Source organism: Geobacter sp. (assembly GCA_009684525.1).
Taxonomy (GTDB): Bacteria; Desulfobacterota; Desulfuromonadia; order Geobacterales; family DSM-12255; genus Geoanaerobacter.
In genome coordinates, this window is record WKKR01000006.1 from 167,496 (window position 1) to 186,315 (window position 18,820).

The 18,820-nt window shown below is 60.6% G+C and carries 21 protein-coding genes; 19 read left to right on the forward strand and 2 right to left on the reverse strand.

Going from position 1 to position 18,820, the window contains the following annotated elements:
* Positions 1–121 precede the first annotated feature (121 nt).
* Positions 122–1,117 carry a DNA polymerase III subunit delta gene (gene holA, locus GJT30_16980; GenBank protein MSM41314.1) on the forward strand — a complete coding sequence of 332 codons (996 nt, stop codon included), beginning with the start codon at positions 122–124 and terminating at the stop codon, positions 1,115–1,117.
* Between the two features lie 55 nt (positions 1,118–1,172).
* On the opposite strand, the gene GJT30_16985 is transcribed toward holA, so the two are convergent.
* Positions 1,173–1,439: a 30S ribosomal protein S20 gene (locus GJT30_16985; protein MSM41315.1), complete on the reverse strand. Its 267-nt coding sequence runs from the start codon at positions 1,437–1,439 to the stop codon at positions 1,173–1,175.
* Positions 1,440–1,651: 212 nt separating this feature from the next.
* Here GJT30_16985 and GJT30_16990 point away from each other — a divergent pair, with 212 nt between their 5' ends.
* The 18 genes from GJT30_16990 to GJT30_17075 all read left to right on the forward strand — a co-directional run bounded on the left by GJT30_16990 (position 1,652) and on the right by GJT30_17075 (position 17,688).
* Positions 1,652–2,695: an MreB/Mrl family cell shape determining protein gene (locus GJT30_16990; protein ID MSM41316.1), complete on the forward strand. Its 1,044-nt coding sequence runs from the start codon at positions 1,652–1,654 to the stop codon at positions 2,693–2,695.
* 129 nt (positions 2,696–2,824) lie between these two features.
* Positions 2,825–3,919 carry a glycosyltransferase gene (locus GJT30_16995; GenBank protein MSM41317.1) on the forward strand — a complete coding sequence of 365 codons (1,095 nt, stop codon included), beginning with the start codon at positions 2,825–2,827 and terminating at the stop codon, positions 3,917–3,919.
* Between the two features lie 49 nt (positions 3,920–3,968).
* Complete coding sequence (gene gmhA / locus GJT30_17000; protein ID MSM41318.1) at positions 3,969–4,541, forward strand: D-sedoheptulose 7-phosphate isomerase; 573 nt, start codon at positions 3,969–3,971, stop codon at positions 4,539–4,541.
* Positions 4,538–5,113: a D-glycero-beta-D-manno-heptose 1,7-bisphosphate 7-phosphatase gene (gmhB, locus tag GJT30_17005; protein ID MSM41319.1), complete on the forward strand. Its 576-nt coding sequence runs from the start codon at positions 4,538–4,540 to the stop codon at positions 5,111–5,113. Before gmhA ends, gmhB begins: the two co-directional genes overlap by 4 nt.
* 98 nt (positions 5,114–5,211) lie before the next feature.
* Entirely contained in the window at positions 5,212–6,114 is a 903-nt protein-coding gene (gene rfbA, locus GJT30_17010; protein ID MSM41320.1) for a glucose-1-phosphate thymidylyltransferase RfbA, read from the forward strand.
* Positions 6,107–6,595: a dTDP-4-dehydrorhamnose 3,5-epimerase gene (locus GJT30_17015; GenBank protein MSM41321.1), complete on the forward strand. Its 489-nt coding sequence runs from the start codon at positions 6,107–6,109 to the stop codon at positions 6,593–6,595. Before rfbA ends, GJT30_17015 begins: the two co-directional genes overlap by 8 nt.
* Positions 6,596–6,782: 187 nt before the next feature.
* Positions 6,783–7,607 (forward strand): rod shape-determining protein MreC, encoded by an 825-nt coding sequence (mreC, locus tag GJT30_17020; protein ID MSM41322.1) that lies wholly within the window; start codon positions 6,783–6,785, stop codon positions 7,605–7,607.
* On the forward strand, positions 7,600–8,088 hold the full coding sequence (gene mreD / locus GJT30_17025) for a rod shape-determining protein MreD (protein ID MSM41323.1): 489 nt from the start codon (positions 7,600–7,602) through the stop codon (positions 8,086–8,088). Before mreC ends, mreD begins: the two co-directional genes overlap by 8 nt.
* Positions 8,085–9,983 carry a penicillin-binding protein 2 gene (gene mrdA / locus GJT30_17030; GenBank protein ID MSM41324.1) on the forward strand — a complete coding sequence of 633 codons (1,899 nt, stop codon included), beginning with the start codon at positions 8,085–8,087 and terminating at the stop codon, positions 9,981–9,983. The genes mreD and mrdA overlap by 4 nt, the downstream gene beginning before the upstream one ends.
* On the forward strand, positions 9,980–11,080 hold the full coding sequence (rodA, locus tag GJT30_17035) for a rod shape-determining protein RodA (GenBank protein ID MSM41325.1): 1,101 nt from the start codon (positions 9,980–9,982) through the stop codon (positions 11,078–11,080). The genes mrdA and rodA overlap by 4 nt, the downstream gene beginning before the upstream one ends.
* A gap of 748 nt (positions 11,081–11,828) precedes the next feature.
* Positions 11,829–12,851: an AmmeMemoRadiSam system radical SAM enzyme gene (amrS, locus tag GJT30_17040; protein MSM41326.1), complete on the forward strand. Its 1,023-nt coding sequence runs from the start codon at positions 11,829–11,831 to the stop codon at positions 12,849–12,851.
* A 95-nt stretch (positions 12,852–12,946) separates the two neighbouring features.
* Positions 12,947–14,308, forward strand: a complete 1,362-nt coding sequence (locus GJT30_17045; protein MSM41327.1) for a PAS domain-containing protein — start codon at positions 12,947–12,949, stop codon at positions 14,306–14,308.
* A gap of 8 nt (positions 14,309–14,316) precedes the next feature.
* The gene (locus GJT30_17050) at positions 14,317–14,970 is read left to right on the forward strand and encodes a 1-acyl-sn-glycerol-3-phosphate acyltransferase (GenBank protein MSM41328.1); all 654 of its coding nucleotides are present in this window, start codon (positions 14,317–14,319) and stop codon (positions 14,968–14,970) included.
* Positions 14,954–15,415 (forward strand): ribonuclease HI, encoded by a 462-nt coding sequence (rnhA, locus tag GJT30_17055; GenBank protein ID MSM41329.1) that lies wholly within the window; start codon positions 14,954–14,956, stop codon positions 15,413–15,415. The genes GJT30_17050 and rnhA overlap by 17 nt, the downstream gene beginning before the upstream one ends.
* 22 nt (positions 15,416–15,437) lie before the next feature.
* Entirely contained in the window at positions 15,438–15,755 is a 318-nt protein-coding gene (locus GJT30_17060) for an HNH endonuclease (protein ID MSM41330.1), read from the forward strand.
* 43 nt (positions 15,756–15,798) lie between these two features.
* Positions 15,799–16,389, forward strand: a complete 591-nt coding sequence (locus tag GJT30_17065) for an HAD-IA family hydrolase (protein ID MSM41331.1) — start codon at positions 15,799–15,801, stop codon at positions 16,387–16,389.
* Positions 16,390–16,428: 39 nt separating this feature from the next.
* Positions 16,429–16,890, forward strand: coding sequence for a hypothetical protein (locus GJT30_17070; GenBank protein ID MSM41332.1), 462 nt, complete (start codon positions 16,429–16,431; stop codon positions 16,888–16,890).
* A gap of 15 nt (positions 16,891–16,905) precedes the next feature.
* Entirely contained in the window at positions 16,906–17,688 is a 783-nt protein-coding gene (locus GJT30_17075; GenBank protein MSM41333.1) for an amidohydrolase family protein, read from the forward strand.
* An 82-nt stretch (positions 17,689–17,770) separates the two neighbouring features.
* Here the strand turns inward: GJT30_17075 and GJT30_17080 are convergent, their stop codons facing one another.
* Positions 17,771–18,799, reverse strand: coding sequence for a transcription factor (locus tag GJT30_17080; protein ID MSM41334.1), 1,029 nt, complete (start codon positions 18,797–18,799; stop codon positions 17,771–17,773).
* Positions 18,800–18,820 lie beyond the last annotated feature (21 nt).

Below are 18,820 nucleotides of genomic sequence, written 5' to 3' on the forward strand. Positions count from 1 at the left end.
ACGCCTCCGCAGGGCTTTCTGCGGGTGCGACGATCTGACTGCTTTTGAACAACCTGAGTTTTTTGTTACTCTGAAACCTCGTTTTCAACAACCTGTCAGTGAATGGAAAAAGGGAGCGTGTGTGAAACCCGAGGAACTCGAAGCGGCCATAGCGAGGGGGGAGATCGGTCCTCTCTACTACCTGTACGGGGATGAGCCGTATCTGATCGACCGCGCAACCCGGCTGCTCCTTGAGCGGCTGGTAGACCCGTCCAGCCGCGATTTCAACCTGAGCGTCTACTACGGGACCGAGTGCAAGGGGGAAGATATCCTCGATACCGCCCAGACCATGCCGATGTTCGCCGACTGGCGGGTGGTCCTGGTGAAACGGGGCCAGTCACTTTCCCAGGCAGCGCTGGACCTCATGTTCCCGTACCTGCTCGATCCCTCACCCACGACCTGCCTGATCATCCAGGGAGAAAAGATCGATCAGCGCAAGAAGTTCTTTACCGAATTCAAGAAGCGGGGGAAGCTGGTCGAGTGCAAGCGCCCCTACGAGAACCAGCTGGCGCCGTTTCTCCGGAGCGAGGCAACGAGCCATGGCAAGAAACTGGCCCCGGCTGCGGCCGAACTACTTATCTATCTTGCCGGGAACAACCTCCAGGAACTGGCCACGCAGATCGAGAAGGTTGCCCTCTTTGCCGGTCAGCGGGAGACCATCACCATCGATGATGTCAAGGCGGTGGTGTCTGATACCAAGGTGGACAGCGTCTTCGAGCTGGCCAATGCGCTGGGCACGAAGGATCTGGCCACGGCGCTCAGGCGGCTGAAGACAATCCTGCGCGACGGCGAGGCGCCGCTCATGGTGCTGGCGATGATCACCCGGCACTTCCGGCAGCTCTGGCAGGTGCGGGTACTGTTGGATAAGCGGGTGGCGGAGCAGGAGATCAGCCGCCAGTCAGGGATCAATCCCTATTTCCTCAAGGGGGTCGTGAAGCAGGCCGGGAACTTCAGGCCGGTGGAGTGCCGCCAGCTTTTCGAGCGGTTCTTTGCCGCCGATCTCGCCATGAAGAGCGGTGGCAGACCGCCGGCCATACTGGAGGACCTGGTGCTGGCGATCTGCCAGCGAAAAGGGTAAATAAGAAAAGGGCGTGCATGACACGCCCTTCTCATTGGATATGACGACAGGAAGACTACTGGCCGAGTGTGTTGACCAGCTTTGTCAGGCGAGACACGCTGCGCGAGGCATTCGAGGTGTGAATCACCCCTTTGGTTGCAGCCTTGTCGATGACGGGAATGGCTGCGGCGAGGGCCTCGCGAGCAGCAGTGGCGTCCTTGCCTTCAACAGCTTCACGAACGCGCTTGATAAAAGTCCGCAGGGTGGACTTGTTGTGCTTGTTGCGCAGTCGACGTTTTTCGTTCTGCTTGATTCTCTTGAGTGCTGATTTGTGATGAGCCAACCTACACCTCCGCTCCATGCTATGGTTAATTGATCGGGTTTCGTCGTAAAGAATCTTTCGTATAACACCTGCTTCCCGCCGCTGTCAAGTACAAATATACACATTCCATCCGGTCGGGCAAATTCATTCTTGCATGCCTGGGGTGTTTCTGTTACATTTCGTCCTTTCCAATTGACAGCAATCAGCAGGTCGTTCCAAGGAGTACACTGACAATGCTAAAGATTTTTGATTATCTGTTTGGCATTTTTTCCAATGATCTGGCCATCGACCTCGGCACCGCAAATACCCTGGTTTATCTGAAGGGGAAAGGGATCGTCATTCGCGAGCCGTCGGTGGTGGCGGTGCAGAAATTGAACAACGGCCAGCAGAAGGTTCTGGCTGTCGGGATGGAGGCCAAGAAGATGCTCGGCCGGACCCCGGGCAGCATCACTGCAATCCGCCCCATGAAGGACGGCGTCATCGCTGACTTCGACATCACCGAAGAGATGCTCCGCTATTTCATCCACCGGGTCCATAACCGCAAGACCCTGGTACGGCCGCGGATCGTCATCTGCGTCCCGTCCGGGATCACCCAGGTGGAGAAACGTGCCGTCAAGGAGTCTGCCGAGTCGGCAGGCGCCCGCGAGGTCTATCTCATCGAGGAGCCGATGGCGGCAGCCATCGGTGCCGGTCTCCCCATTACCGAAGCCTCGGGCAACATGATCGTCGATATCGGCGGCGGTACCACCGAAGTGGCGGTGATCTCCCTGGCCGGCATTGTCTATACCAAATCGGTGCGGGTCGGCGGCGACAAGATGGATGAGGCGATCGTCCAGTACATCAAGCGGAAATACAACCTCCTCATCGGCGACCGGACCGCCGAGCTGATCAAGATCGAGATCGGCGAGGCATACCCCGACCCCGAGGTCCATACCATGGAGGTCAAGGGGCGCGATCTGGTTTCCGGCATCCCCAAAACCGTGGTCATCAACTCCGTTGAGATTCGCGACGCCCTCTCCGAACCGGTCAACGCCATTGTCGAGGCGGTCAAGATCTGCCTCGAACGGACCCCTCCCGAATTGGCCGCCGACATCGTCGACAAGGGGATTGTGCTTGCCGGTGGCGGTGCTCTGTTGCGCAATCTCGATCTCCTGCTCCGCGAAGAGACCGGTCTGCCGGTGGTTACCGCCGAAGACCCCCTTTCCTGCGTAGTTCTCGGCTCGGGCAAGGTCCTCGACGAACTGAATCTGCTGAGAAGCGTTGCCATTTCTTCATAGGTGTCGCCGGTCGTGGTCTGAGACCACGACGGAGACTGCGGGAGCTGTCCCGCATTTTCGGCCGCCGCGGCCGGTGGATGCACCTTCCCGCCACACACCGTTCGATGCTTGTGCGGTTAGCGTCGCTCGATGCATCTCCAGTATCCATACATGCAAGATAATCGGATAGACATAGTGGTTCCGGTCTGGAACCGGCCGGTGGAAACCAGAGACTGTCTGGTGAGCCTTGTCGAATACACCCCATCCAGCCGTCTGATCCTGGTCGACAACTGCAGCGACCGCGAGACCGAGCGGATGCTGGAGGAGTTTGCCGAAGCCCTCGATGTGCGCGTGCTCCTGTTGAAGACCAAAGTCAACGAAGGGTTCGTAAAGGCCGTCAACAGGGGGGTGTCGAGATCTGAAACGCCATTGGTTGCCGTGGTTCGCCATAACTCGCGGGTTACCCAAAGCTGGCTCGAACCGCTTCTGGCATTTGCCGGCGATGAACCGTCCGCCGGTATTGTGGTGCCCCGGTTTGTCGATGCCGGCTCCCGCCGTCGCGGCAACGGTGAAATCCCGCTTGCCCGCGGGATGGAGTTGCAAGCCGCAGATTTTGCCGCCCTCATGATGCGACGCAGTCTCTTGGAACAGATCGGCGGTTTCAACGAAGAGCTGGATGGCGGGGAGTGGTGTCTCAAGGAGTTCTCCCGCAGGGCTTACCGTGCCGGGTTCACGACTTGTGCCGTGCCCGAGGGGCAGGTCTATCGCTCTGAGGATGTGCAGCTCGGTTCGTTGACCCGACGTGCAGAGCATGAGAAGTCGATCAGCAGTCAATTTGTCGAGCAGTGGGGTACTGAACGCCGCTTCTGTCTCCATCTCCCCAAGGAGAGCGACATCGCCGCCTTCATGGCGACATTCCCTGTGATCATCGCTGCGGCCCGGCAGGGTCACAGGATAACGATACTGGCGCATGCACGGGTAGCGCGCGAGCTGCTGCGCCAAGGGCTGCATCAGCGCCACCGACACGTCGAGATTGTGGCGCTGCCCGGTCTTATGCCGGCCCGGACGGTGCGGCAGGTACTGGAGAGGTTTGCGGAGCCGCCGCCCCTTATTGATGTACAGAAGGGGACGCCGTGCCCCGGCTTTACCGCAACCATGGATTTTGCCGAGTTCGTGCAGATGGTCAGCGCCACGGAGAGAGATGTCTATGGCCGTCGGCTGGAGAGCGCGCTGCCGCCTGTCTGACCAGCCGGACCCGGAGATTCCGGGCGGAATGCCTGAAAGGGAGGATTGCATGCAGGAGGAGATCCGGCAGCAACTGAAGGAACATTGCCAAGTCATGGCAAAGGTCGAGAAACTGCTTGCTCCACGGATTGCCGCAGTTGCAGAGCTTCTGGTTTCGGTGCTGCAGGGGGGCGGAAAACTGTTGGTCATGGGCAACGGAGGGTCGGCAGCGGATGCCCAGCACTTTGCCGCCGAGATTGTCGGTCGCTTCAAGATGGAGCGCCGGGCCTTGCCTGCCATCGCCTTGACCACCGACACCTCGATTCTCAGCGCCATCGGCAACGATTACGGTTTCGACCGGATTTTTTCCCGACAGGTCGAGGCGCTGGCCCAGGCAGGTGACGTGGTGGTCGGCATCTCCACCAGCGGCAACTCTCCCAACGTGCAGATTGCCCTGGAGGCTGCCCGCGCGGCTGGTTGCAGGACCGTGGCCCTCTTGGGACGCGACGGTGGGAGCATCGCCGGGATCGTCGATTTGCCGCTGGTCATGCCGAGCCACGATACCCCCCGCATCCAGGAAGGACACATCACCATGATCCATATCATCTGCGATCTCGTCGAAAAAGGGCTGTTTGCCCCGTGACCGGAGCCGAGCCGACAGGGAAGCGAGCGGTCTTTCTCGACCGTGACGGTACCATCAACGTGGAGCGCGAATATTTGCACCGTCCGGAGGATTTCCATTTCGTCTCCGGCGCCCCCGAGGCGATCCGGCTCTTTCGGGAAGCGGGTTTCCTGGTGGTGGTTGTTACCAACCAGTCCGGCATTGGGCGGGGCTATTACGACGAGGCAGCGGTTGAGGAGTTGCACCGGCACATGGACACCGAACTTGCCGTGGCAGGCGCCGCGGTCGACGCCTACTATTACTGCCCCCATCATCCCACTGCCGGCAACGGCATCTACCTCATGGAGTGTACCTGCCGCAAGCCGTTGCCGGGGATGCTGCATCAGGCGGCGGCCGACCTGAAGATCGACCTCTCCCTGTCATGGATGATCGGCGACAAGCTGGTGGATGTGGAAGCCGGGCAACGGGCGGGCTGCAGGACGGCGCTGGTCCTGACCGGCTACGGTGCCCGGGAGCAGGAAGCGCTTCCTCCGGGAGTCGCCATATACAATGATATCCTGAGCGCTGCCCGTGGTATAACCGCGCAGGATTGAAGCTGGTTTGGGGGTGAAGACGCGTCGGATTAATCATTTGACGCTGTTTTTCCCCTGTGGTAAATAATTACGGTTTCACCAGCATCAGGGAGACACCAATGCCCATCACCAAAGGGATAGTCCTTGCCGGAGGGGCCGGCAGCAGGCTCTATCCGCTCACCCTCGTTGCCAGCAAGCAGCTCCAGCCGGTCTACGACAAGCCGATGATCTACTATCCCCTGGCCACCCTCATGATGGCGGGGATCAGGGATATCCTCATCATCTCCACGCCGCACGATACCCCGCGTTTCCAGAATCTTCTGGGGGATGGCAGCCGGTGGGGAGTACAGCTCACCTATGTGGTGCAGCCCGAGCCCAAGGGGATTGCCCAGGCCTTTCTGGTCGGGGAGGAATTCATCGCCGGCGAACCAGTCTGCCTGATCCTCGGGGATAATATCTTCTATGGCAAGATGGGCCTGGACCGAGCCGTGGCCGAGTTTGACCGGGGCGCGCGGATCTTCGGCTACTATGTCAATGATCCGGAGCGTTACGGGGTGGTGGAGTTCGATGCCACGGGCCGGGTTATGGGCATCGAGGAGAAGCCGGCGCATCCCAAGACCAACTATGCCGTCCCGGGGCTCTATCTGTACGACGGCAATGTGACCGCCCTTGCCAAGGGGCTCACCCCTTCGCCCCGCGGCGAACTGGAGATTACCGACCTCAACCTGGAATACCTGCGGCGCGGCGAGCTGAGCGTGGAGAAGCTGGGACGGGGGATTGCCTGGCTCGATACCGGCACCCACCAGAGCCTCCTGGAGGCGAGCCACTTCATCGGCACCCTCGAGGCCCGGCAGGGGCTGAAGATCGCCTGCCTCGAAGAGATAGCCCTGCGCATGGGTTTCATCGACTGCAAGGGGATGGCTGCGGCCATCGCCAATACCCCCAATTCGGGGTATCGCGAGTACCTGGTGCGGGTCTACAACGAAATCGAACTGTGCGGCGGGGAGGCAGGGCATGTCTGAGCAGCCGGTGTACGTGAAGGGGAAGATCCACGACGTGACGGCGCGGCCGCTCTCCAAGTTCCTGGACGAGCGGGGGTGGCTGGCAGAGCTTTATCGCTCCGACGAGGTTGCGGCAGAGGTGATGCCGGTCATGGCCTACATCTCCATGACCCAGCCCGGCGTGGCACGCGGTCCCCATGAACATGCGGACCAGACCGACTATTTCTGCTTCATCGGCCCGTCCAATTTCAAGATCTATCTCTGGGACGCCCGTGCGGACTCTCCCACCTTCGGCACCAGGCAGGTTATCTATGCCGGCGCGGACAGCCCCTTCATGGTTATCGTCCCCCCCGGTGTGGTGCATGCCTACAGGAACATCGGCAACGAAAACGGCATTGTCTTCAACGGACCGAACCGCCTGTATGCTGGTCACGGCAAGCACTCGCCCGTTGACGAGATCAGGCATGAAGAAGCACGGGGGTCGGCTTATCTGCTGGACTAGCGGTTCCCAGGGGTACCTGTTCCCCTGCACTGAAGGGATGGTCGGGCTGCTCGGCAAGGAATATGCGGGATGCGGAGGGGGGGCTCATGTCTCCCCTTTGCCGTTTGCCGCAGTGAACGAAACCTCTTACAGGTTTTTGAACAACTCAGGTTTTTCAACAATCTGCTAACCATGGCCGGTTGCATCTATGTGGGATCTGATCAAAAAATATCGTGTGCCCTTTGTCACCGGTGCGGTTGTGCTGGTTGCCTTTCTCATCTACGGCAGCAACCTGAAGCACCGGGAGAGTGCCAACTTCTTCGAACGCGGGGTTCTGACGGTTCTGTCGCCGCTCTTCAGCGTGGGCGCCGTGGTGAGCGGCGGGGCCGAAACCGTCTGGAACGACTATATCGCCCTCGTGGATGTCCGCCGCCAGAACCGGGAACTCTTGGAGCACCTCCGCACCCTGAACAGCCGTCTCGTGGGGGAGCAGGAGGCACTGCTCGCCAATGAGCGTCTCAAAAAGCTCCTGGAGCTGAAAGAGCAGATGCCGGTCCCGTCGCTGGCAGCGTCGGTCATCGGTGAAGACGGTGCTCCCTGGTTTAAGACTCTGGTCATCGACCGGGGGGGTAAAGACGGGCTGCAGGAGGGGATGCCGGTTGTTACCTCGGCAGGGGTGGTGGGGCAGGTGGTCAAGGTGGCTGCCAACAGTTCCCGTGTGCTTCTGCTGACCGACCACGCCAGCGCCATTGCCGCGGTGGTCCAGCGGTCGCGCGCCCGTGGCGTGCTGCGCGGGACCGGCAGCAGGCGGCTTTCCCTGGAGTTCGCCATCCGGGAGGACGATGTCAAGGTAGGTGATCAGCTGGTGACCTCCGGGATCGGCGGGGTCTTTCCCAAAGGGCTCCCCCTTGGCGAGATAACCATGGTAAAAAAAGGTGAATACGGCATTTTCCAGACCATCGAAGTCAGACCGATGGTTTCCATTTCTCGCATCGAAGAAGTGCTGGTCCTGTTGAAGCAACGGAATGAGTAAACTGCTCAAGCCCGGCATAGCGATTCTTTCCGCGTTGATTCTCCAGGTGACGCTCTTCCCTGCCTATATCGTCGATCCTTTCAAGCCCAACCTGCTGCTCATCGTCGTGGTCTGGCTGGGACTGCGGGCGACGCCGGTCAGGGGCGCGCTGCTCGCCTATCTGCTCGGCCTGGTGCAGGACAGCTGCAGCGGCCTCTACCTCGGCCTTAACGGCTTTTCCTTCCTGATGACCTTTCTGGTTCTGCAGAACATCGCGCATCGTCTCTATGCCGACAACCGCTACCTCATGACCCTGGCCGTCTTTATCGCCACCATTGCGTGTGGTCTCGCGCATCTGGTGCTTCTGGCGCTCTTTTCGGCAGCGGAGGGGATTTACGCCTCCCTGCTGGTCTCCCTCATCCCCCAGGGCGCGGTCAATGCCCTGGTCGCTTCCGTGGTGTTCGGCATCGTCGATGCCGCCCGAACGGAGGAGGTAGCGTGAACCAGCAGCGTTATGTCCGCGACACCCGTGAAAAGGGGCGACGGGTCATCTGGGGTGCCATCTTCGCCGGCGTCATTTTCTTCATCCTCATTACCCGGCTCTGGTATCTGCAGATTCTCCAGGGGGACACTCTCCGGGTGCAATCGGAAAGCAACCGGCTTCGCTTTGTTCCCGTGGCTGCATCGCGCGGCACCATCCTGGACCGCAATGGCAAGGTCCTGGTCAGCAATACCCCTTCGTTCAGTGTGGCGGTGATCCCCCAGGAGGTGAAGGAGAAGGATGCGCTGTTCGCCTCACTGGCGCGCTACCTGGGGCTCGACCCGGCCGGACTCCAGGAACGCTGGGAAAAAGGGAAGGGGCGAGCCAAGTACTACCCCATCATCGTGGCTGCCGGGATCAGTAGAGACCAGGTGGAGTTCCTGCAGGAAAACCAGCTCTGGATGCCGGGCGTCGACATCGAGATGAAACCGGTCAGGCAGTACCCCAACGGGACCCTTGCCGCGCATCTGCTCGGTTACCTGGGCGAGATCAACGAGCAGGAGCTGGAGGCCAATCATTTCCGCAGCTACAATCCCGGCGACTATGTGGGGAAGAGCGGGCTGGAGCGGAGCTGGGAGGAGATGCTGCATGGTACGGACGGCGGCCGCCAGATAGAGGTGGATGCCCGTGGCCGCTATCTGCGCACCCTCAGCGAGACCAAGCCTGCCGTGGGCAACAGCCTGGTGCTGACCATCGACCTGGTCCTGCAGCAGGCAGCCGAAAAGGCCTTTGGCGACCAGGCCGGGGCAGCGGTGGTGGTGGATGTCAACACCGGCGAGATCCTGGCCTTTGCCAGCAGCCCCTCGTTCGACCCGGCACTGTTCACCGGCCGGATGCCGCCCGATACCTGGAAGGCCTATCTGGAGGACAAGCGTCATCCGCTGGAGAACAAGGCGCTGAAAGGGCAATATCCTCCCGGCTCCACCTTCAAGATCATCACGGCCCTGGCCGGCCTGGAGAGCGGGCTTATCGACGAGCATACAACGGTGAACTGCACCGGTGCCTATGAAGTCGGCACCGATGTCTTCAAATGCTGGGACAAGAAAGGGCATGGCAGGGTCGATCTGAAGCGCGCCATCAGAGAGTCGTGCGACGTCTATTTCTATCAGCTCGGCGAACGGCTCGGCGTCGACCGGATTGCCGAAATGGCACGGAGGTTCGGGCTGGGGGCGCCGATGGGAATCGGCCTTGAAAACGAAAAGGGGGGGCTGATCCCCACCATGGCCTGGAAGCAGGAGAAATTCAAGAAGAAGTGGTATCGCGGCGAGACCATGCCGGTCTCGATCGGTCAGGGCTATACCCTGCTGACGCCGATCCAGCTTGCCACCATGACGGCTGCCGTGGCCAACGAAGGGACGGTCTACCGCCCCTACCTGGTAAAACGGGTTATCGATCCGGACGGTAAAGTGATCAAGGAAACCAAGCCCGAAGTGCTGTATCGCCCCCAGGTCAGGCCGAACAGCTTCCGATTGGTAAAGGAAGGGCTTCTGGCCGTTGTCAACGAGCCGCGGGGGACCGGTGGCGCCGCTCGTCTCTACGAGGTCAAGGTTGCCGGGAAGACCGGTACTTCCCAGGTCGTCAAGCAGCGCGGTCCCAATCGGGAGGTTGCCTATAAGTACCGTGATCATGCCCTGTTTGTCGCCTTTGCCCCCTATGACAAGCCGGAGGTGGCAATTTCCGTGGTGATCGAGCATGGCGAGCACGGGGGCGCAGCCGCCGCACCGGTTGCCGGCGCTATTCTGCGGGCATATTTCGAGCAAAAAGGGGTCATCAAGCGGCCGGTGCCGCAAACGGTGGATGAAACGGAAGAGGAAGCACCGACGGGTGCCGACCGGGGAGAAGGAACCCAGCAATGATCGATCGCCGGCTCTTTACCAATTTCGACTGGATGCTGTTCGGGCTGATACTGCTTCTGGCCGCCATTGGCGTTGCGAACATCTACAGTGCGTCGGCATCCTACCGTATCGCCACAGTTCCGTTCTATCTCAAGCAGCTCTCCTGGCTGGCCGGCGGCCTGATTATCATGGTACTGGCCTGCAGCATCGACTATCACGTGCTTGAAGACCTGGCATACTGGTCATACGGAGGAGTACTGCTCCTCCTGCTCCTGGTAATGGCGGTCGGCAAGACCTCCATGGGTGCCACCCGCTGGTTGAACCTGGGTTTCATCAGCATCCAGCCGTCGGAACCGATGAAGATCGTCATCATCATGATCTTTGCCCGCTTCTTCAGCCGCTATCCGGTCCTGGGCGGGCTCGGGTTCCGTCAGATCGGCATTCCCCTTGCCATTGTCGGCATCCCGGCGATCCTGATCATGAAACAGCCCGACCTGGGGACCGCCATTATCGTGCTCTTGGTGGCGTTTTCCATCATCATCTTCATCGGGGTGCAGTGGCGGGTCGTGGTGGGGGGGGTGCTGTCCGTGGTGCCCCTGATCTACGGAGGTTGGCACTACTATCTGCGCGACTACCAGAAAAACCGCATCCTCAACTTTCTCAACCCCGAACGCGACCCCCTGGGGAGCGGCTATCACCTCATCCAGAGCAAGATCGCCGTCGGCTCGGGCGGGATCCTGGGGAAGGGATACCTGCACGGGACCCAGACGCAGCTTCGCTTTCTCCCTGAACAGCATACCGACTTCGCCTTTTCGGTCTTTGCCGAAGAATGGGGGCTGGCGGGCTGCATGGTGCTGCTTTTCCTCTACCTGATGCTGGTTTTGTGGGGGTTGCAGATTGCCGGGCGGTGCAACGACCGGTTCGGCAGGCTGCTGGCACTCGGGGTGACAGCCATGCTCTTCTGGCATATCGTCATCAATATCGGGATGGTTATCGGTCTGTTCCCGGTGGTGGGGGTCCCGCTGCCGTTTCTCTCCTACGGTGGGACATCCCTGGTTACATCCATGACCGGCGTGGCCATTCTTCTGAATGTCAGCATGCGCCGTTTCATGTTCTGACACTCCATCGAAGAGAAAAAGAGCTGGGGGAAACAAAAACGCCGGGGTTGGCTACCCGGCGTTTTTCAATTCAAAAGGATCTTGCATGGCTGCAGGCTACGTATGGCAGGGTCTGGCAGGCGGAAATCCGGCTGCCCGGAAAGGGAGAGATCTTTCCCGACGGTTCCTGGTGCTGGTATCCGGTGCATGGGCGCTCCTTTCCGTTGCTTGTCAGGCAGCCCTGTTGTTGAGCAGGACGATGCCGTCGCGGTCAAGAACCCAGATCGAGCCGCATTCGGTGCATTCGAACAGATCCTTGGCATACCCGTCGGAATGCATGTCTATCTCTACGCCGGTTGCGATGTTGCAGAGGGGACAGGTCATGGTTGGTACCTCCTTTCCTTGAGCTGATCTAACTATAATGAGAAGAATCGGTTTGTGCAATGGGAAATTGAGGGAAAAGTTTGCTAAAACAACAGTTTATGAAGTTTTTATCACGTGTTTTTCATACCATGGTCTATTTTCTTCTCCCCTGCCACTGTGTCTGGCGCCTGCTACATAACGATAACATGATGAAAAACAGTCTGTTTTTTCAATAAAACACGATTCCCGATTTCCACTGTCCAGTATGAGTGGTACACTTTTTACGGCTGTTACAGTCGTGCAACAATGTCCGAGTCTCATGAATAGACTGTTGTTTGGACTGGATGCTGTTTCGTTGCCGGTTGCTGCGGGTCGGCGGATGCCGGCGACGGCAAGGGGGTGATCCATGAAAGAGGCCCTGTTTTTTGAGCAGCTCGACGATGGCAGGCTGCGCTGCAGCCTCTGCCGGCACCGCTGTATCATCGCCGACGGCAAGCGGGGGATCTGCGGGGTCCGGGAAAACCGGCACGGAACGCTCTTGTCGCTGGTCTACGGTCGGGTCATTGCCGAACACGTGGACCCGGTGGAGAAGAAGCCGCTGTACCATTTCCAGCCCGGCAGCCTCAGTTATTCCGTTGCCACGGCAGGGTGCAACTTCCACTGCCGGCACTGCCAGAACTATTCCATCTCCCAGGTGCCGCCGGATACGGTGGAGATCCCCGGCACAAAGCGGTCTCCGGCTGAGATCGTCAGCAGGGCATCGCAGGCGGGATGCCGTTCCATCTCCTTCACCTATACCGAACCGACCATCTTCTTCGAGTTTGCCTGCGATACGGCGGTGCTGGCCCATGAGGCAGGGCTCAAGACCATCTTCGTCACCAACGGCTATATCACGCCGGAGGCGCTGGAGCTGATCGCCCCCCACCTGGATGCCGCCAACATCGATCTGAAAGGGTTCACCGACAGCTTCTACCGTGAGGTGGTGGGAGCCCGCCTGGAAGGGGTGCTGGAGACCATCCGCGATTATCGGCGGCACAATATCTGGATCGAGTTGACCACCCTGATCATCCCGGGGCTGAACGACAGCGATGCAGAAATCCGCGCCATTGCCCGTTTCATTGCCGATGAACTCGGAGTTGACACCCCCTGGCATGTGAGCCGATTCTATCCGACCTACCTGATGACCGACCGTCCGGGCACGCCGGTAGAGACGCTGAACCGGGCGTACGATATCGGCAGGGATCAGGGGCTGCGCTACATCTACCTGGGGAATGTCACTGCGCCGGGTCGGGAGGATACCGCCTGTCCCGGCTGCGGCGAACAGCTCATTCGGCGCAGCGGCTTCAGCATCCTTGCAAACCGGCTTGCCACCGGTTGCTGCCCCGCCTGCGGGACGGCCATTGCCGGCATCGACCTTGCGGGCGGATAAGGCCCACCCAGGAAAGGGGTTGCATCTTTTGCCCTGCTCCAGTAATCTTGCCGTGCCTGGCCCGTTCACGGTTTCTTTGATGGGAAACAAATGCCATGCCCCATTTCAGGCAGCGACATATCATCATCATGGCCGTCATATGTGGTATCCTATTCTGGCTGTTCGATACCATCATCGATGCCGTGCTCTTTTCGGAAGGGAGCGTGCTCCAGCAGATATTCGCCCCTTCGCCCCGCGAACTCTGGCTGCGCGGGACCTTTGAGTTCTTCCTGGCGCTCTTCACGGTTTTCATCTGCCTCATCGTCAGGCAACGGTACCGCCTGGAACATGACCTGCAGCACGCACTGGCCGAGGTGGCGACCGAGCGGGCAAAGAGTGAATCGATCGTTGCCGCCATCGGCGATGGGATCAGCATCCAGGACACGAATCTCAAGATTCTCTATCAGAACCAGGTGCATCAGCAGTTGAGTGGCGGCGACTTTGTCGGGTCCTTCTGCTTTACGGTCTATGACCAACGGGATACGGCCTGTCCCGATTGCCCGGTACTGGCGGCATTCCGGGATGGTGGTATTCATAAACTGGTGAAGGCACTCCCTGCCGATGCACCGGTCAGCCACGTAGAAATGACCGCCTCCCCCCTGCGCGATGCCGCTGGTAACGTGGTGGCAGGCATAGAACTGGTGCGGGACATTTCCGCGTATGTGCAGACCCAGGCGGAACTCGCTCGGAAGGCGTCGGACCTGGAAGCGGTGAACCGCGAGCTGGAGGCGTTCAGTTCGTCGGTTTCCCATGACCTGCGCAAACCGCTGACCATCATCTATACCGCTGCCCAGGCATTGAAGGACGAATGTAACGACAGTCACGGGCTGAGCGCTTACTACGTCAAGACTATCCATGAAGCCAGCCAGCGGATGGAGGATCTGATCGAGGCGCTGCAGAGCCTCGCCCGGATCTCCAGCTGCTCCATGGTCAAAAGCGATGTCGATCTGTCGGCCATTGCCCTGGAGATCAGCTTGGAGCTCTGCATGATCTGGCCGGGGAGGGCGGTCGACTGGAAAATTGCCGAAGGGCTGACCGGCTACGGCGATCCGCGTCTGATGCGGGTGCTTCTGGAAAATCTGCTGGGGAATGCCTGGAAGTACACCAACGAGAGGCCGCAGGCCGAGATCAGTTTCGGCCGGACAGCCACGCCGCAGGGAGAGGCCTTTTTCGTCCGGGACAATGGTGCGGGTTTCGACATGTCCCGGGTGGGGGAGCTCTTCAAGCCCTTTGCCCGGCTCCACGATGCCCGGAACTTCCCCGGCACCGGCATTGGCCTTGCTACGGTGGGGCGGATCATCGAACGCCACGGTGGAACGGTCTGGGCTGAAGGAGCCGTGAACGCCGGGGCGGTCTTTTATTTCATCCTGCCGCCGGCAGCCGGCGACGGTGCTGCACCGATTACACATCATGAGTGAGGAGAGCTGTGAACGTTTCACTGCCGCGACGCCTGTGGGTCACCTTTTCGGCCAACGTCATAGGCATCTATGCATCGTTGTGCAATAATTTCCGCACCAAAGGCGCCGGGAACATCCCCGATCAGGGGGGGGTTCTGCTGGCGGCCAATCATATCTCTGCCTTTGAGACCATCTTCCTTCCCTGGGCCATGGTCCGGCATTTCCCCATGCGAATGATCTGGGCTCCCGCCAAGGAGGAGCTGTTCCAGAAGCCGCTGCAGCGTCTGCTCTACAGTTCCTGGGGGGCCTTTCCGGTCCGCCGCGGCAGGGACGTGCGGGCAGGGAAGGTGATCAACGAACTGCTCGTCGACCAGCGGGTGATGCTCTTCCCCGAAGGGACCCGCCATCGCGATGGCCGGCTGGGGAAGGGAAACCGCGGGGTGGGGAAGATCATCTACGACACCCGGCCCACGGTGATCCCCACGGCGCTTATCGGTCTCAACCACTGGAAGTTCCCCCGTTTCGGCCAGGAGGGCCTGGTGGTGTTCGGCAAGCCGCTGGATTTTTCCGACTTGTTCCAGCTGGAGGACCGCAAGGAAACCCACCAGCTCATCGTCGACCGGGTGATGTCCGCCATTGCCGACCTGCTGAAGGAAGAGGGGGCGTATGTCGGCGAGTGCTGAACGATCGAGCGGTACGGTGGAGATATTCTGCGACGGCGCCTGCAGCGGCAACCCCGGTCCGGGAGGGTGGGGGGCGATCCTGCGCTACGAGGGGCACGAAAAGGAACTCTCCGGCGGCGAGGCAGCCACCACCAACAACCGGATGGAGCTTTCCGCGGCCATAGCAGCCCTTGCTGCCCTCAAGCACCCTTGCACCGTGGTTCTCACCACCGATTCCCAGTACCTGGTCAAGGGGATGACCGAATGGCTTTCCGGCTGGATCAGGAAAGGGTGGATCAACAGCAAGAAGGAGCCGGTCATGAATCGCGACCTCTGGGAGCGGCTGGCCGAGCTGGCAAAGGTTCACCGCATCCAGTGGCAATGGGTCCGCGGGCATAACGGCCATGCCGAGAATGAACGCTGCGACGAGTTGGCGCGCACGGCCATCGAAGCGCACAGAGGCTAGGAAGGGCGGGCGCAGGCAGAGTATGGCATTCATCATCGAGGTATCCGAGCAGGAGATCCGGCGGGAAAAGGAGAAGGCCCGGGAGCTGCGCAAAAGCCAGTGGTGGAAGAACCGACTGGCAAAAGGGGTCTGCCACTGGTGCGGCAACAGCTTCCCGGCGGACGAACTGACGCTTGACCATATCGTTCCCGTCATCCGCGGCGGCAAGAGCAGCCGCGGCAACGTGGTGCCGGCCTGCAAGGAGTGCAACAGCAAGAAGAAGTACCTGCTCCCGCTCGAATGGGAGGAGTATCTGGGAAAGGCCGGTAGTGGCGACCGGGACAAGGAAGACAGTGAGTAACGCAAACAGCTGCAAGGTGGTGATCTACGACTGCGACGGGGTCATGTTCGACTCGTTTGAAGCGAACGTCGCCTTTTACGAACGGATTCTCGGGCAGATGGGAAAGACGCTGGACCGGAGCGATGCAGAGGTCATGCGGGTGCTGCACACCTATGCCAACCGCGAGGTGCTCGCCTACTTCTTTCCTGATCAGGCCGACTGGCAGGAATCGGTCCGGTTGGCCGGCGCCATCGACTACCTCGACCTGGTGCCGATGCTGGTCATGGAAGAGGGGTACCGCGAGACCCTGCAGGCGCTGCAGGGGGTGGTCGAGCTGGCTGTCTGCACCAACCGCTCCACCTCCATGGAGACGGTCCTGGAGAGCTTCGATCTTGCCGATTATTTCGGTTGCGTCATGACCGCCAACAAGGTCGCCAATCCCAAGCCGCACCCCGAGCCGCTTTTGCGGGTGCTCGACCACTATGGCCTGGAAGCTCGCGAAGCCCTGTTTGTCGGCGATTCCGAGGTCGACCGGCTGGCCGCCCTGGCCGCCGGCGTCCCCTTTGTCGCCTACAAGGCAGACATGCCCGGTTTTGCCCGCATCGACCGGCATGGCGACATCCTCTCCCTTCTGGAGTTCACACGCTCAGCGTGACAATGGCAAAACCACAATTGATGTAGCAAAGGAGCAACCATGGTCGTTCAGGGTGCGCTGGCGCATGTGGGGGATACGGTATCCTCCGAGCAGTTTCTTCGCTTCCTGGCACAACGGGTGCCGAAGGGGGAGTATTTCATCGTTGAGCCGCCGCCGGGGATCATCATGACGGCGGCCATGGACTGGCGGATCGTTCTTCCGGATTCAAAATCGATGCAGCAGATGATTGCCGCCCTCTGGGAGGGGTACGAGAGCTTCATCCTCCCCCTGCACTGCGAGGATGCCACGGCTTGCGCCGCCATGCTGATCCAGATCAAGAACCACAAGGGGGAGTTCGACCAGTTCTCCCTCGGCCGCGACATTACGATGCAGGAGCTGTTTGTCCAGCGGATGCAGGAGACCGCCAGGACCCTTTCCCCCAGGAACGCTCAGGACGCCTTTTCCCAGGAGATCCGGCAGACCTGCGATTCGGGGTTCTGGGAACAGCTCGACTGCGCCTGACCAGGGAGGGGCATCATGCCGCACGAATCGGCCCTTAAGCGCTTCAGGGTTTTCGATAGCCATTTTCATGTCATCGACCGCCGTTTCCCCCTGGTCCCCAATGACGGCTATCTCCCCCCCGATTTTTCCTGCGCCGACTACCTGGCGCGTACCGGCGGGCTCAACCTTGCCGGCGGTGCCGTGGTGTCGGGATCGTTCCAGGCTCTCGACCAGACCTACCTGGAGGACGCCCTGCACTGTCTCGGCCCGTCGTTTGTCGGCGTGACCCAGCTTCCGGCGCAGGTGAGCGACGCCGAGGTGCTTCGGCTGGACCGGCTCGGGGTGCGGGCGGTCCGCTTCAACATCCGGCGCGGCGGTTCGGAAAGCGTGGCGCACCTGGAGAGCTTTGCCCTGCGGGTTCATGGGCTGGCCGGCTGGCATGTGGAGCTCTACGTCGATGCCAGGGAGCTGCCGGCGCTGCGGGAGACCCTGCTGAGACTCCCCGCGGTGAGCATCGATCACCTGGGGCTTTCCCGTGAAGGGCTCCCCGATCTGCTCAAGCTGGTGGAACGCGGCGTTCGCGTCAAGGCGACCGGATTCGGCCGGGTGGACTTCGACGTGGCCACTGCCCTCAGGGATATCTGCAGCGCCAATCCCGATGCCCTGATGTTCGGCACCGATCTCCCCTCCACCAGGGCACCTCGCCCCTACAGCGACGACGATCTGCTGCTGGTGATCGAGACCCTGGGCGAGAAGCTGGCTACCAAGGTCCTCTGCGACAATGCCGTTGCCTTCTACCGTCCTGGGTGCTCTGGCTGATCTCCCGCAGCTTCAGGCACGAGAAAAAAAGAGGGGGGCTGATCGCCCCCCTCTTTTCGTTCCATCCTGTCGCCCCGATCTGCTACGGCGTGCTGACCGTGATCACCGGACTGTCCTCGTTGCCGGGATTCACCACCTGGACCCGCAGGGTCTTGGCGGACGGGTCGGCCGGGTAACGCTGGTAGATGAGCCGGGTACAGTCCATGTAGATCAGCCGGTCCCGGTCTCCCGGCGCCGGGTTGCTGCCGCTTATCCGCATGCCGTCCACGACCAGCACCGATCCCTGCAGGAAGTTCCTCCCTTCGATGATCAGCTCGTAGTAATTGACATGATCCTCGCCGGTGCTGATGGAGGTGATCTCCGGCCGGGTGTCCACCATCAGCGCCAGCGGTGTGGAGACGGTCTCTTCCGGGTTTTTTACCTGGATCTGGTGAATCCCCCCCTTGACTGCCGGTACCGAAAACGCCATCCCTTCTGCCGAGAGGAACCTGCTCCGGATGGCGCCGCCGTCGAACAGCACCAGGGCTCCTTCCTGGAAATTCCTGCCGTTTATGGTCACGTCCCGGCTGCCGCTCATGGTGCAGGACGGGATGCTGTCGGGCGACAGCGAGGTTGCCACCGGCTTCAGGGGCTGGACCGAAAACGAGTAGGTCTTGCTGGTGCTGCCGTCCTCCGTTTTCAGGAAGAGGGCATAGAGGCCTGCTGCCAGGCGGGGGATGTCAAAGCTGAGCTGTTTCGGCCCGATGATCCGGGTCGGGATCTCGGTGCTGCCGAGAAAGACGGTGGTGCCTTCGGTAAAGCCCGCCCCGGAAAGGGTCACGGTCATCCCCGGTTCGCCCTGGGCAGGGATGATGCTGAGGATGGTGATCCGGTCCTTGCGCTCCTGCACCGGAACTGGCTGGCTCTTCGCCCGGGGGTCGTACTTCGGGGGGAGGGGGGACGAGGTGCCGGCAGCCATGGCGGGAGATACGAGGATGAAGGTGAACAACAGCGTCAAAAGGGATTTCATGGGAACTCCTTGGGCGAGGCAGGGGGACGGCTCGGCAGTCCGGTGCTGCATCCTATTGAGGATTAAAGCATGGCAATGGTGGATGTCAACAGGTCCGGCCATGAATCATGCCGGACGCTGGGA